We start from the raw sequence: 12,685 nt of genomic DNA, 5'->3' as shown, positions 1-12,685 counted from the left end.
GGCAGCACCGTAACCGCTGTCCGTGCGGGACGGGCATCTCAGGGCGGCGAACGGCCGTCCCCCGGTGGCTCGTTCCCCTCTGGGGGGATGCGCCGGACCGCGAACACCGTGGTGTCGTCGCCGAGATGGCCGCCGCCGTGCCGCAGCGTGCTCTCCCGGACGAAGTCGACCAGCCGCCCGGGCTGCGCCACGCCCGGGTCGGCGGCGACGGCCTCGGCGACCGCGCCGGCCAGCGGGAAGAAGGCGCCGTGCGCGTCCCGCGCCTCGGTGACCCCGTCGGTCGTCATCAGCAGCGTCTCGCCGTACCGCAGGGGCGCCCGCAGCACCGGCGGCGGCCCGGCGGACGGGTCCAGCTCGCTCATCCCGACGGGGAGACGGGGGCGGCACTCCAGCGCCCGTACCCCGTCGGGCCCGACGACGAGGGGACTGTCGTGACCGAGCACCACGGCCTCGACGGTCTCCGGCTCGGCGTCGGGGAACCCGACCAGGACGACCGTGGCGAACCGGTCGCCGTCCTCCCGCCCGAGCGCGGCCCGCATCCGCACATGCCGCTGGAGGCGCAGCTCCAGCCGGGCGGCGATCGTCGGCAGATCCGGCTCGTGGTACCCGGCCTCGCGGAACGTGCTGAGCAGCGCGGCGGCCACCTCGACCGCGCCGAGCCCCTTGCCCTGGACGTCACCGAGGATCACGCGCGTGCCGTGCAGACCGGTCTGGATGTCGTAGAAGTCGCCGCCGACCCGGGCCTCGCTGTCGGAGGCGAGATAGACGGCCGCGTGCTCCAGACCGCCCCAGCCCGGCGGCAGCGGGCGCAGCACGGTGCGCCGGATCGTGGCCGCCACGTCCTCGATGTGCAGCATCCGCTGCTCGCCGCGCACCCGGACCACGCAGGCCAGCGTGGCCAGCACCCCGCCGATGGCGGCGAGCACCAGATCGGGCAGCCCGGCCTGGAACTGGTGCGGCAGCAGCGCGTCGGCCGCGATGTACGTCAGGGGCGCCAGCACCGCGTACACGGCGGTCCCCCACACCCCGCAGATCGCGGCCGCGGTGCCCGGCACCAGCACGATCCAGGACAGGATGCGGAAGTCGCTGCTGGTGCGGAAGTCGACGGCGACGATCGCGACGAGCAGCAGCAGCGGGGCCAGCCAGGCCACGCTCCGGCCCCGCACACGCAGGGGCCGCGCCCGGCGCGCGTCGCCCAGCGGGCTGACTTCACCGTCGCTGACGGCCCTCATCCGCTCAGCGAAACACGGTGTCCCACGCCCCGCATCCGGGTCGCCGACTTGCCAGGCCGCCGCCCCAGGTGTGCTCTGGAGTGCGGGGGCGGAGAGGAAGGAGTGCTCCCATGGCTCATGCGGCACCCGCGTCCCGGCGGCGGACGGCGCGCCCCCGCCCGTCGACCGACGTCTTCAGCCCGCGCGCGCACCGGATCGCGAGCATCGCCGTCCCGGTCGTCCTCGGACTCGTCTACGGCTACTGGGTGGCGGCCGACCGCCGGTCCGGCGGCGAGATCACCGGCTGGAACCTGCTCCTGGGCTTCGTCTCCGCGGTCGTGTTCATGCTGCTGTTCGTCGCTGTACGGACCGTCTCCCGCCAGATGCCGCGCGAGACGCACGCGATCATGTGGGCCGCCTTCACCGGCTGCGCGGTGGGGTTCCTGTACAGCCAGACCGGCCACAGCGTGGTCAGGTCCTCGCTGATGGGGCTCGCGTTCGCCGCGGCCTGCTTCATCGTGCTGTTCTACCGCTACTACACGCACGAGGACGCCAAGGGCCGGCCGACGTCCTGACCCCGCACATGGTTCGGCCCCGGCCGCGCGCCGGGGCCGAACCCTTTCCCCTGTATCCGCCCACCCGGGGGTCCGGGGGTTTCTCCTCGCTCCCCTCTCTCCATGACACACCCGTTCGGGTGAACGCTCCACCGGAGAGGGAACCGGCGCGCCCGGATGCAGGCGCCCACCGCGCGCCCCGGACCGCCCGGCCCTTGGCTTGAGGGGTGTCCACCCGGCTGCGCGACGCCCTGTCGGCAGCGCTGATCGCGCTGTCGTGTCTCCTCCTGCCGTGCGGCGCCACGGCGGCCTGGGCGGCGTACGGGCTCGCCGACACCGGCCGCTACGTCACCGCCATGGCGCCGCTCGCCTCCGATCCGGCCGTGCGCGGCACGGTCGCCGACGCCCTGGGCACCGGCATCCTGCACGAGGTCGACCGGCGGCTGGGCGGCGCCCCGGGAGCACCCGAGCCCCGCACGGTCCGCCCCTTCGTCCGGGACGCCGCCGACTCCTTCACCCGCACCGCGGCCTTCCAGGCCGCCTGGGACGCCGGCAACCGGGTCGTCCACGAGGCCGTCCTGGACGCGCTGCGCAGCCGCCGCACCGGTCCCGTCACCGTCGATCTGGCGCCGGTCACCGCGCAGGTCAGACAACGGCTGCTGGACGACCACGTGACCGTCGCCCGGCACATCCCGGTCGAGCACACCGAGGTGCCGGTGCTCGGCGCCGACGAGCTGGCCCGGCTCAGAAAGGGGTACGACGTGCTGGAGGTCGCCGGTCTCTGGCTGCCCGTCGCCGCGGGCGTGCTCGCGGCGGCCGGCATCGCCGTCGCCGCCTGCCGCCGCCGCGCGGTCACCGCGACGGCGCTCGGCACCGCGCTGGGCGGCGCCCTCCTGGTCCTCGCCGTGTCCCTCGGACGCCGGCTGACCCTGGCCGACCTGCCCGAGGCCGCCCACCGCCCGGCCGCGGGCGCCGTCTACGACGCGCTGACCGGGCCGCTGCGCTCGGTGGCCTGGTCCCTGGTCGCCCTCGGCCTGGCCGTCGCCCTCGCCGCCCGTCTCACCGGGCACCTGTCCCGGCGCCGCCGCCGGCCCGCCGGACCGGCCACCGACCCCGCCCACCGGCCGACCCGCGCCCGGGTCTGACGAGGCCCGATGCTCCTGGCACCGGCGGACCCGACCTCGTAACGTCGTCGCCGTGACAGCACGGGGGACCTATGACGGACACGGACGCCATCGCGCCGGGCGGTGGCTCGCCGGGCTGCTCCTGCTCGGCGTCACCGTCGTCGGCGCCTGCCGGGCCGCCGACACCGACGCCCTGACCCCCGTCACGCAGGCGCTCGCCTTCCTGCCGTGGCTGCTCGTGCCCACGGTGACCGCTCTGCTGCTCGCGCTGCTCGCGCGCTGGTGGACCGGGCTGGTCTGGGCGGTCGCCGTGATGGGCCTGCTGGCCTGGTACATCGAGCCGTACGGCAGGACCCGCCTCCCGGACGGGCCGCCGCTGGCCTCCCTGCGGATCCTGACCGCGAACGTCGAGTTCGGGCAGGCGGCCGGCGCGCTGGCCGCCGCCGTCGGCGACCAGGACCCGGACCTCGTGTTCGTCCAGGAGTGCGACCAGCCCTGCGACGAGCTGCTCCGCCGGGAGCTCGGCGCCAGTCATCCGCACCGGGTGGCGGAACCGGCCGCCGGGTCCCACGGGTCGGTGCTGCTCAGCAAGTTCCCGCTGACCCCCGCCGAGGGCGTCGACGGCACGATGGCCATGCCGGGCGCCGTCGCCGACGTCCGCGGGCAGCCCGTACGGCTCCAGCTCGCGCACCCCATGCCGCCGCTGCCCGGCGGGACCGGGCCCTGGCGCCGCGAACTCGGCGCCCTGCGCGACCTCGCCGCCGGACACGGGCGCACCCCGCTCGTGCTCGCCGGGGACTTCAACGCCTCGCAGGACCACGCGGCCTTCCGCCGCGTCCTGGACACCGGCCTCCAGGACGCCGCCCGGCTCGGCGGTCACGACCGCACCCCGACCTGGCCCGCCCGCACGACCCCGGCGTTCGGCGCGCAGATCGACCATGTGCTGCTCTCCCGGGACTTCTCCGTGCGCACGATCCGCTTCCTCGACCTGCCCGGCACCGACCACCGCGCCGTGCTCGCCCACGTCACCCTGCACCGGCCGAGCGGCTGAACACATGGGCGCGGCCGCCCTGTGCAGGAGGGCGGCCGCGTCATGTGGGGGGTGGAACGAGGAGGAAGCTCCCTAGGTCGTGTCCGTAAAGTCGCGTCGTCCGCCCGGAGGGCGGGCCGAGCGGCGTCCGGTGCGTGCTCTCGGCGTGCCGGACGGGCTCCCGCGTACTGGTTGTACGCGGGTGGCCGGCCGGTGCGGCGAGAGTGCGTGCCGGGCGTCGAACGGCAGGCGGGACTTTGCGGACACGGCCTAGCGCAGGGCTCCCTTTTCGAGGGCCTTGTCGAGGGCGGCGGCGAACCCGTTGGCCCACAGCTGGTCGACGCGGGCCCGCTCGTTGGCGTCCGGCTGGGAGTTGGTGCACGAGGTGCCGGGACCGCCGCCCGACATCAGCTCGCTGCACGGGCCCTGGTAGTGGTCCGGCAGCCCGAGCACATGGCCCGTCTCGTGCGCGGTGACGCGGGTGGAGTCGTACTGCTGGTTCTGCGCGTAGTCGAGGAAGATGTAGCCGTTGCCGTGCCCGTCCGTCGACGCGTACGAGCCACGCGAGTCGTTGCCCTCGCGGTAGCTGAAGTCGGCGTTCGAACCGGCCTGGAGCTTGACGTTGGAGACCGAGCTGTTCCAGATCTGGGCGCTGCGGGATATCTGCGCGCTGAACGTAGGGGCGCCCGAGGCGTCGTAGACGACGGTGACGGCCGCGGCGGCCTTCGGGCGGACGGCCTGCTTCTCGGCGACCGACTTCAGCACGGCCTGGAAGAAGGCCCGGGTGGCGGCGGAGTCGGCCGAGTCGGCGGTGAAGCCGGCCTGGACGGGAGCGGGGGCCGCGGTCGCCGGGGCGACCATGCCGAGGCCGAGGGCCGCGACACCGAGAGCGGCCGCCGTCGTCGTGCGTGCGGACAGGGTGAAGGACATGCGCATCGAGGACTCCTAGGTGGGGGGTGAGTCGTCAAGGCGAGTGTCCGCGTCCGAAAAGCCCCTGTGATGATGGCAATCGGCGATAGCACGGGCCTATCAGGGCCCCGATTCGCCGCGTTCCAAGGGGATTTGGGTGGCTGGTGAAACCAGTCCTTCCGCTTTAGTCTCCCAGGGCATGGAGCTCGAGGTGAGACACCTCCGCGCGCTGTGCGCGATAGCCGACACCGGCAGTCTGCACCGGGCCGCGCGGCAACTGGGCGTCGCCCAGCCATCGTTGAGCACCCAACTGCGCCGGATCGAGCAGGAGCTGGGCGGCGAGCTGTTCCTGCGGGCCCGCACCGGGTGCCGCCCCACCCCGCTGGGCCGGCTGGTCCTCAGCCGTGCCCGCCCCCTCGTCTCCGACATGCGGGCCCTCGTCGCCGAGGCGCGGGCGGCCGCGATGGGCGGCGCCGCCCTGCGCGTCGGCTCGACCGCGAGCAAGGCCCTGGCGGGCTGGCTGCGCCGGCTGCGCGGTCACGGCCAGGACCCCACCCTCCATATGAACGTCTCCCCGAACGCCCTGCTGCGCATGGTCGCCGACGGTCAGCTCGACGTCGCCTTCGTGCACGAGGTGGAGGGCTGCCCCCTGCGCATCCCGCCCGAGCTGCGGATCCGCGTGCTCATGGACCGCGAACCGCAGTTCGTGTCCCTGCCCACCGACCACCCGGCGGCGGCCCGGCGCGAGGTCGACCTGCGCGACCTCGCCGGCGACCGCTGGATGGTCGACCCCACGGTCGACGGCGAATGGGACGCCGTGCAGCGGATGTTCCGCGCGGCGGGCGTCAGCCCGCAGGTCCTGCACGGCGACTACTACACGGCCGACGCCCTGGTGGCCACCGGCGAGGTGGTCGCCGTCTGCCAGCCCACCCACGCCGACAGCCCCACGATGGCCGTACGGCGGCTGCGCGGCGACCCCCTCGGCGTACGGCTGCTGCTGGCGGCCCGCACCGAGACCGACCTGGACGGCGTCTACCCCGCGCTGGAGGCGGCGTACTGGGAGGCGGCCCGCCAGGCACCGGCGTACCGGGACTGGCTGGAACACGACGGCGACCGCCGCCCGCCCAGGGTCCCGGCACTCCCCTGACGGGCCTCAGATGCCGATGTCCCGCCCGTCCGCCCGCCACACGGCCACCACCGCGGGCCGGTTGATCCGCCCCGGCCCGTCGGGCCAGGTACTCAGCGGCTTCTCCGCCGTCGCCCCGTCGATCTCACCGGGGTGCTGCACGGACACGAGGACCCGCCGGTCCTGGACGAGCGGTCCGCAGGTCTCGGCGCCCTTCGGCATCGTCAGGAACTGCTTGAGCTCCCCGCGCCGGTCCCCGCGCGTGGCGACGCCGAAGAGGCCGTCGTGGTGGCCGAGGGCGTTGCCGTCCGTGGAGATCCACAGGTTGCCGTGCGGGTCGAAGGCCACGTTGTCCGGGCAGGAGATCGGCGAGACCTGGTCCTTCGGGAACCCGGCGAAGTAGGTGGCCGGGTCGTCCGGGTCACCCGCCACCAGGAACAGCGACCAGGCGAACCGCTCGCTGTCGGCCCGTCCCCGGTGCTCGGTCAGCTCCAGGATCTGGCCGTGCTTGTTGGCGACGCGCGGGTTGGCCTCGTCGGGCTTGGGGTTCGACCCGACGCCCCGGTTGCTGTTGTTGGTCAGGGCCACGTACACCTTGCCGGTGTGCGGGTTGGGCTCGATGTCCTCGGGCCGGTCCATCTTGGTGGCGCCGACCTTGTCCCCGGCGAGCCGCGTGAAGACGAACACCTCTTCCGCGCTCATTCCCTCGACGTGCGAGACGGCCCCGTGCGCGGTGGCGGTGGCCAGCGGGATCCACTCGCCGCTCCCGTCGAACTCACCGTCCGCGGGCAGCTTCCCGGTCCCGTCGACCTCGATGGCGGGGGAGTCTCCGCTCAGCCGGGCGACGTACAGCGTCCCCTCGTCCAGCAGGGACAGGTTGTGTTCCCGGACGGCCCGGCCCGCCCCCTTCCGCATCCGCTTGCTGCCGACGAACTTGTAGAAGTAGTCGAAGCGCTCGTCGTCACCGGAGTACACGACCGGCCGCCCGTCGCCGGTCAGCCGCACGGTGGCGCCCTCGTGCTTGAACCGGCCGAGCGCGGTGCGCTTGCGGGGCGCGGCGGTCGGGTCGTACGGGTCGAGCTCGACGACCCACCCGAAGCGGTGCGACTCGTTCGGCTCCTGGGCCACGTCGAAGCGCCGGTCGAACCGCTCCCACTTGCGCTCGGTCGCGCCGCTGCCCAGCCCGTACCGCTTGTCGGTCGCGCGGGTGGCGTGGGCGAAGTACTGGTTGAAGTTCTCCTCGCCGTGCAGGGTGGTGCCCCACGGGGTGACGCCGCCGGAGCAGTTGTTGAGGGTGCCGAGCACCTTGGTGCCGGTGGGGTCGGCGGAGGTCCTCAGCAGCTCGGACCCGGCGGCCGGCCCGGTCACCCGGAACTCGGTGGTCGCCGTCACGCGCCGGTTCAGCGGGTGCCGGGGCACCGGAGTGAGCTTCCCCGACCGGCGGTCCTCCTCCACCACGACCGCGGACAGCCCGTGGGCCGCCCAGGCGACCTCGACCTGCTGCCGGGTCGGGTTCTCGGGGTCGTAGCCACGGAACATGAGCACCTCGTCGGTGTACTCGTGGTTGGCGACGAGGATCTGCCGGTGGGGCTCGCCGTGCAGCGGGAGCAGGGCGAGGAAGTCGTTGTTGTAGCCGAACTGCCCGGCCTGCGCCTCGGCGGTCTGCCGGTCCGGGTCGAAGGCGGGCGCACCGCGCAGGATGGGCTCGCCCCAGCGGATGACGACGTTCTGGGCGTAGCCGTCCGGGATCGTCACGGTGTCGGCGGTGTTGGGCGCGACGGGCGCGAACCGCAGCCCACGCGCACCCCGGCCCCCACGGTGACCGCCCACGGCGCTCGCCTCCGGAGCGGCGACGGTCGCGGAGGCCCCGACCGCGGCGGCCGCGGTGACGACGGCGGCGGCCCGCATCACCGTACGGCGGCTCAGGGCCCCGGCGACGACGTCCCCTACGTACAGGTTGGCACTGGTATTCGGAACCTCGTGGAAACAGGCGTCCCCACATCGGAAACGGCAGGTGAGGGCTGCTCTGCCCCCGTGGTGCGCGGCGCCGTCGACGCCGACGATGGGCAACTGGATACGCATGGCTGCTGGTACTCCCCTTGCTTCCCCTGGAGATACGGCGTGGGGGACGCTAGGGGCGCGGCCGAGCGGACGCGGGGCGCGCGCGTGAACACAGAGTGAACCGAAGGTGGCTGTCCGAGACGCCGGGAGGCGGCTCGATGCGACCTTGACGAGGGGGAGCGCTTGTGTTCACCCCTCCCCAAGATCACCACCAGGGGCCGCTAACCTTACGTGTCCGTCCTGGCCAGGGATCTACGGGCATCAACTCACGCGAAGGGTTGCGCACATGGGCATTCTCACTCTCCTGCGGAACGCGTTCGGCCGATCACGCAAGGGGCGGACCGCCGAGGCGGAGGGTGCGACTCCTTCCCAGGAACCGCAGCCGACCGCCACGACGACCGCTACCGCGACGGTCCCGGAGCCGCGCTCGTCCGAGCCGGAGAAGTCGGACACCGAGAACGAGCACGACTTGGTCTCGGCAGCCTTCGACAACGTAACGGTCCCCAAGCAATCGCCTGCGGCAGCAGAATCGGAGCCGGCGGCCCAGGCCGAGGAACCGGCCACGGAGCCGAAGCCGGCGGCCGAGGCGGCCACGGAGACCCCGAAGCCCGAGCAGCCGGCGACCGAGGAGCCGAAGGCGGAGGCGGAGACGCCGAAGGCGGAGGAACAGCCGGAACCGACCGCCGAGCCGGAGCCCGCGCCCGTCGCTGAGGCGGAGCCCGAGCCGTCCCCGGAGCCCGAGACTGCGCCCGAGCCGGTCGCGGAAGCCGAGCAGCCGGAGGCCCCCAAGGCCGAGGAGCAGCCCGAGCCCGCCACTGCCGAGCCGGAGCCGGTCGCCGAGGCCGCCCCTGAGCCGGAGGCCGAGGTCGAGGAGCCGGAGGCTCCGAAGGCTGAGGCAGAGCCGGAACCCGCCGCAGCCGCCGACGACGAGGAAGCCCCCCAGGGGCCACCCGCACCCGACGACGAAAGCAGCACGGGTGGTGCGGGTGGGAACGAAAAGGCCGAAGGCGAAGCCGAGGCCGAAGAGACACCCGTCCCCACAAACCTCCGCACCGCCCACACCGCCGCCGCCAAGGCCCTCGCCACCCACAACCTCACCGGCACCCGCGCCAAGACCTACCTCGTCCTCGACCGCTCCGCCTCCATGCGCCCGTACTACAAGGACGGCTCCGCCCAGGCCCTCGCCGAGCAGACCCTCGCCCTCGCCGCCCACCTGGACGACAAGGACCCGTCCGTCCACGTCGTCTTCTTCTCCACCGAACTCGACGGCACCGGCGAGCTCACCCTCACCGAGCACGAGAACAAGATCGACGAGCTCCACGCCGGCCTCGGCCGCATGGGGCGCACCAGCTACCACGTAGCCGTGGAGGAGGTCGTCGCCCACCACGCCAAGACGGCCCCCGCCACCCCCGCCCTGGTCGTGTTCCAGACGGACGGCGCCCCCGACGCCAAGACCCCGGCCAACCAGGCCCTCACGGACGCCGCGAAGAAGCACCCGAACGTCTTCTTCTCGATCGTCGCCTTCGGAGACCCCGAGCAGAAGGCGTTCGACTACCTCCGCAAGCTGAAGACGGGCAACACCGCCACGTTCTTCGCGGGAGAGTCCCCCTTGGAGCTCACGGACGACCAGCTCTACGACGGCATCCTGTCGTCCTGGCGCCCGTAGGACCCACAGACACCCGAGCCGCCCGCTTCCCACCCCTCAAAACGGGAGGCGGGCGGCTCGCCCATGTCGGCTACGATTTCAAGGTTCGAAAGTGACGGCAGCGGCCGCAGAACCCGGCACCCGTCACCCCACGTAACGACTTGGGAGCAGCCCGCGATGGCTCGACACCTCATCACCAGCGCCCTTCCGTACATCAACGGGATCAAGCACCTGGGCAACATGGTGGGGTCCATGCTCCCGGCGGACGTGTACTCCCGCTACCTGCGCCAGCGCGGCCACGACGTCCTGTACATCTGCGCGACGGACGAGCACGGCACCCCCGCCGAGCTGGCGGCGAAGGAGCAGGGCCTCCCCGTGGACGTGTTCTGCGCCCAGGCGCACGACGCGCAGAAGGCGGTCTACGACGGCTTCGCCCTCGCCTTCGACCACTTCGGCCGCAGCTCCAGCGCCGAGAACGTCGAGATCACCCAGCACTTCGCCCGCAAGCTGCACGAGAACGGCTTCATCGAGGAGCGCGCGATCCGCCAGGTGTACAGCCCGGCCGACGGCCGCTTCCTCCCGGACCGCTACGTCGAGGGCACCTGCCCGCACTGCGGCTACGACAAGGCCCGCGGCGACCAGTGCGAGAACTGCACGCGCGTCCTGGACCCGACCGACCTGATCGAGCCGCGCTCGGCGATCTCGGGCTCCACGGACCTGGAGGTCCGCGAGACCAAGCACCTCTTCCTCCTCCAGTCCAAGCTGCAGAACGAGGTCGCGGAGTGGGTGACCCGGCACGACGGCGTCTGGCCGCACCTGGCCTCCTCCATCGCCCACAAGTGGCTGACGGAGGGCCTGCACGACCGGGCGATCACCCGTGACCTGGACTGGGGCGTGCCCGTCCCGGCGGACACCTGGCCGGAGCTGGCGGCCGAGGGCAAGGTCTTCTACGTCTGGTTCGACGCCCCGATCGAGTACCTGGGGTCGACGAAGGAGTGGGCCGACCAGGACCCGGAGAACCGCGACTGGAAGTCGTGGTGGTACGACGTCGACACCGAGGTCCGCTACACGCAGTTCATGGCGAAGGACAACGTCCCCTTCCACACCGTGATGTTCCCGGCGACGGAGCTGGGCATCCGGGAGCCGTGGAAGAAGGTCGACTTCGTCAAGGCGTTCAACTGGCTGACGTACTACGGCGGCAAGTTCTCGACGTCCCAGAAGCGCGGTGTCTTCACGGACCAGGCGCTGGAGATCCTGCCCGCCGACTACTGGCGGTACTTCCTGATCGCCAACGCCCCGGAGTCGGACGACGCGTCCTTCACCTGGGAGCACTTCACCGCGACGGTGAACAAGGACCTCGCCGACACCCTGGGCAACTTCGTCAACCGCGTCCTGTCCTTCTCGAAGAAGCGCTTCGGCGAGGAGGTCCCGGCGGGCGGCGAGCCCGGCGAGGCGGAGACGAAGCTGGGCGAGCAGATCGCGGAACTGCTGGCCGAGTACGAGTCGCACATGGAGTCGCTGCAGTTCCGCAAGGCGGCGTCGGCCCTGCGGGCCCTGTGGTCGGCGGGCAACTCCTACCTGGAGGAGAAGGCCCCCTGGCTGGAGATCAAGACCGACAAGGACGCGGCGGCGCTGACGCTGCGCACGGCGATGAACCTGATCCACCTGTACGCGGTGGTGTCGGAGCCGTTCATCCCGACGACGTCGAAGGCCATGCGTGAGGCGTTCTCCCTGCCGGACGACACGGCGACCTGGGTGACCCCGGACGAGGCCAGGTCCCTGACCGCCGTCCCGGTCGGCACCCCCTTCATCGTCCCGCCGGTCCTCTTCGCCAAGCTGACGGACGACGACCTGGAGCTCTACAAGGAGCGCTTCGGCGGCGAGTAGTCCGACACCGGCCACCCGACGAAGCCGGCCCACGCCTCCGCCCCGAGCGCGAGGCGCGGGCCGGCTTCGCCGTACTTGGAGTCACGTACGTGCACGGTGCCGGGGGCGAGGGCGAGCTCGACACAGGAGTTGCCGTCGTTGCCGCCGCTGTAACTGCTCTTGAACCACACCAGCTCGGTCTCGCGGTTCATGTCTCTCCCAGCATTCGCTCGATCAGGGCCAGCGACTCCCTCGGCGAGAGCGCCTGAGCCCGGATGGTGCCATACCGCAGTTCGAGGATGCGCAGGTGTTTGGGCTCATGGGTCGGCCGCCCGTTGAACGCTCCGTCCGAGCGGCCCACCGCCGTGCCGTCCGGGAACTTCAGCAGCTCGATCCGGCCGTCCAGACCGGAGTGGGTGTCGCAGTCCATCGGCATCACCTGCAGCACGACGTGGTGCAACCGGCCCACCTCCAGCAGACGTTCGAGCTGCTGACGCCACGCCATTGTGCCCCCGATGGGACGCCGCACGACCCCTTCTTCCAGGACGAAGCTCATCGCGGGCGCGGGTGAGCGCTGGAAGACCGACTGCCGGGCCAGACGGGCGGCGACCATGCGTTCCGCGTCATCAGGCGAGTACGGGGGTTGCGCCGCACCGATCACCGACCGGGCGTGATCCGGCGTCTGGAGCAGGCCGGGAATGATGTGGCACTCGTACAGAGCGATCTCCACCGCCCGCGCCTCCAGTTGCCCCAGCTCGCGAACCCTCTTCGGGTACCGGACCCTCTTCACGTCCTCCCAGGCCGCGGCGATGAGCCCACCCGCCCCCAACACCTCGTCCGCCCTGTCCAGATACTCCTGCCGGGGAATCCGCTTGCCACTCTCGATCTTGTAGACGAGGTCCTCCCCGTACCCCACCGCCCTGCCGAACTCCCCGGCCCGCATCCCCACCGCCTCGCGCCGGAGCTTCAACTGCCGCCCCACGGTGGCGACCACGGCCACGCCCCACTCGTCGTCCGGGTCCACCTCCCACCCCGGCTCGTCGGCCTCCGTCCTCAGCATGCGCACCCCTCCGTCGTCCGCCTCGCACCGCTCACGCCCTACCCGTACGCAACGCCCCGACAGGCCCGGACAGCACCGGACAACGACTGGACAGTGACC

11 protein-coding genes are annotated in these 12,685 nt (G+C 72.5%); 6 read left to right on the top strand and 5 right to left on the bottom strand.

The window, feature by feature from the left end:
- Positions 1 to 38 precede the first annotated feature (38 nt).
- A complete protein-coding gene (locus KBY32_RS16095) occupies positions 39 to 1,232 on the bottom strand; it encodes a PP2C family protein-serine/threonine phosphatase (protein ID WP_210980519.1) in 1,194 nt (397 codons plus the stop codon).
- Positions 1,233 to 1,342: 110 nt separating this feature from the next.
- Here KBY32_RS16095 and KBY32_RS16090 point away from each other — a divergent pair, with 110 nt between their 5' ends.
- The 3 genes from KBY32_RS16090 (at position 1,343) to KBY32_RS16080 (ending at position 3,940) form a co-directional block, all read left to right on the top strand.
- Positions 1,343 to 1,786 (top strand): hypothetical protein, encoded by a 444-nt coding sequence (locus tag KBY32_RS16090; RefSeq protein ID WP_055621144.1) that lies wholly within the window; start codon positions 1,343 to 1,345, stop codon positions 1,784 to 1,786.
- A gap of 206 nt (positions 1,787 to 1,992) precedes the next feature.
- Positions 1,993 to 2,910, top strand: coding sequence for a hypothetical protein (locus KBY32_RS16085; protein ID WP_210980518.1), 918 nt, complete (start codon positions 1,993 to 1,995; stop codon positions 2,908 to 2,910).
- 52 nt (positions 2,911 to 2,962) lie between these two features.
- Positions 2,963 to 3,940 (top strand): endonuclease/exonuclease/phosphatase family protein, encoded by a 978-nt coding sequence (locus KBY32_RS16080; protein WP_210980517.1) that lies wholly within the window; start codon positions 2,963 to 2,965, stop codon positions 3,938 to 3,940.
- Between the two features lie 249 nt (positions 3,941 to 4,189).
- Here KBY32_RS16080 and snpA read toward each other — a convergent pair whose 3' ends face one another.
- Positions 4,190 to 4,855 (bottom strand): snapalysin, encoded by a 666-nt coding sequence (gene snpA / locus KBY32_RS16075; protein WP_210980516.1) that lies wholly within the window; start codon positions 4,853 to 4,855, stop codon positions 4,190 to 4,192.
- A 172-nt stretch (positions 4,856 to 5,027) separates the two neighbouring features.
- Between snpA and KBY32_RS16070 the strand changes: the two genes are divergently transcribed.
- A complete protein-coding gene (locus KBY32_RS16070) occupies positions 5,028 to 5,975 on the top strand; it encodes a LysR family transcriptional regulator (RefSeq protein ID WP_210980515.1) in 948 nt (315 codons plus the stop codon).
- A 6-nt stretch (positions 5,976 to 5,981) separates the two neighbouring features.
- Here the strand turns inward: KBY32_RS16070 and KBY32_RS16065 are convergent, their stop codons facing one another.
- Entirely contained in the window at positions 5,982 to 8,036 is a 2,055-nt protein-coding gene (locus tag KBY32_RS16065; protein WP_210980514.1) for a PhoX family phosphatase, read from the bottom strand.
- A gap of 265 nt (positions 8,037 to 8,301) precedes the next feature.
- On the opposite strand from KBY32_RS16065, the gene KBY32_RS16060 reads away from it, so the two are divergent.
- Together KBY32_RS16060 and metG are read left to right on the top strand one after the other, a co-directional pair.
- Positions 8,302 to 9,681, top strand: coding sequence for a VWA domain-containing protein (locus KBY32_RS16060; protein WP_210980513.1), 1,380 nt, complete (start codon positions 8,302 to 8,304; stop codon positions 9,679 to 9,681).
- A 156-nt stretch (positions 9,682 to 9,837) separates the two neighbouring features.
- Positions 9,838 to 11,547, top strand: coding sequence for a methionine--tRNA ligase (gene metG / locus KBY32_RS16055; RefSeq protein ID WP_210980512.1), 1,710 nt, complete (start codon positions 9,838 to 9,840; stop codon positions 11,545 to 11,547).
- Here metG and KBY32_RS16050 read toward each other — a convergent pair.
- Positions 11,520 to 11,738, bottom strand: coding sequence for a DUF397 domain-containing protein (locus tag KBY32_RS16050; RefSeq protein WP_210980511.1), 219 nt, complete (start codon positions 11,736 to 11,738; stop codon positions 11,520 to 11,522). The genes metG and KBY32_RS16050 overlap by 28 nt on opposite strands.
- On the bottom strand, positions 11,735 to 12,586 hold the full coding sequence (locus KBY32_RS16045; RefSeq protein ID WP_210980510.1) for a helix-turn-helix transcriptional regulator: 852 nt from the start codon (positions 12,584 to 12,586) through the stop codon (positions 11,735 to 11,737). Before KBY32_RS16045 ends, KBY32_RS16050 begins: the two co-directional genes overlap by 4 nt.
- Between the last annotated feature and the right edge of the window lie 99 nt (positions 12,587 to 12,685).

Origin of the sequence: Streptomyces sp. RK62 (genome assembly GCF_018070255.1) — a bacterium.
Classification (GTDB): domain Bacteria; phylum Actinomycetota; class Actinomycetes; order Streptomycetales; family Streptomycetaceae; genus Streptomyces; species Streptomyces nigra.
The sequence above is the reverse complement of the archived record's forward strand: the minus strand, read 5'-3'. Positions and strand labels throughout refer to the sequence as shown.

Coding starts and splice junctions, on each gene's coding strand:
- snpA (WP_210980516.1), bottom strand. CDS start 4,855: ATGCGCATGTCCTTCACCCTGTCCGCACGCACGACGACGGCGGCCGCT.
- KBY32_RS16095 (WP_210980519.1), bottom strand. CDS start 1,232: ATGAGGGCCGTCAGCGACGGTGAAGTCAGCCCGCTGGGCGACGCGCGC.
- KBY32_RS16050 (WP_210980511.1), bottom strand. CDS start 11,738: ATGAACCGCGAGACCGAGCTGGTGTGGTTCAAGAGCAGTTACAGCGGC.
- KBY32_RS16060 (WP_210980513.1), top strand. CDS start 8,302: ATGGGCATTCTCACTCTCCTGCGGAACGCGTTCGGCCGATCACGCAAG.
- KBY32_RS16065 (WP_210980514.1), bottom strand. CDS start 8,036: ATGCGTATCCAGTTGCCCATCGTCGGCGTCGACGGCGCCGCGCACCAC.
- KBY32_RS16070 (WP_210980515.1), top strand. CDS start 5,028: ATGGAGCTCGAGGTGAGACACCTCCGCGCGCTGTGCGCGATAGCCGAC.
- KBY32_RS16045 (WP_210980510.1), bottom strand. CDS start 12,586: ATGCTGAGGACGGAGGCCGACGAGCCGGGGTGGGAGGTGGACCCGGAC.
- KBY32_RS16090 (WP_055621144.1), top strand. CDS start 1,343: ATGGCTCATGCGGCACCCGCGTCCCGGCGGCGGACGGCGCGCCCCCGC.
- metG (WP_210980512.1), top strand. CDS start 9,838: ATGGCTCGACACCTCATCACCAGCGCCCTTCCGTACATCAACGGGATC.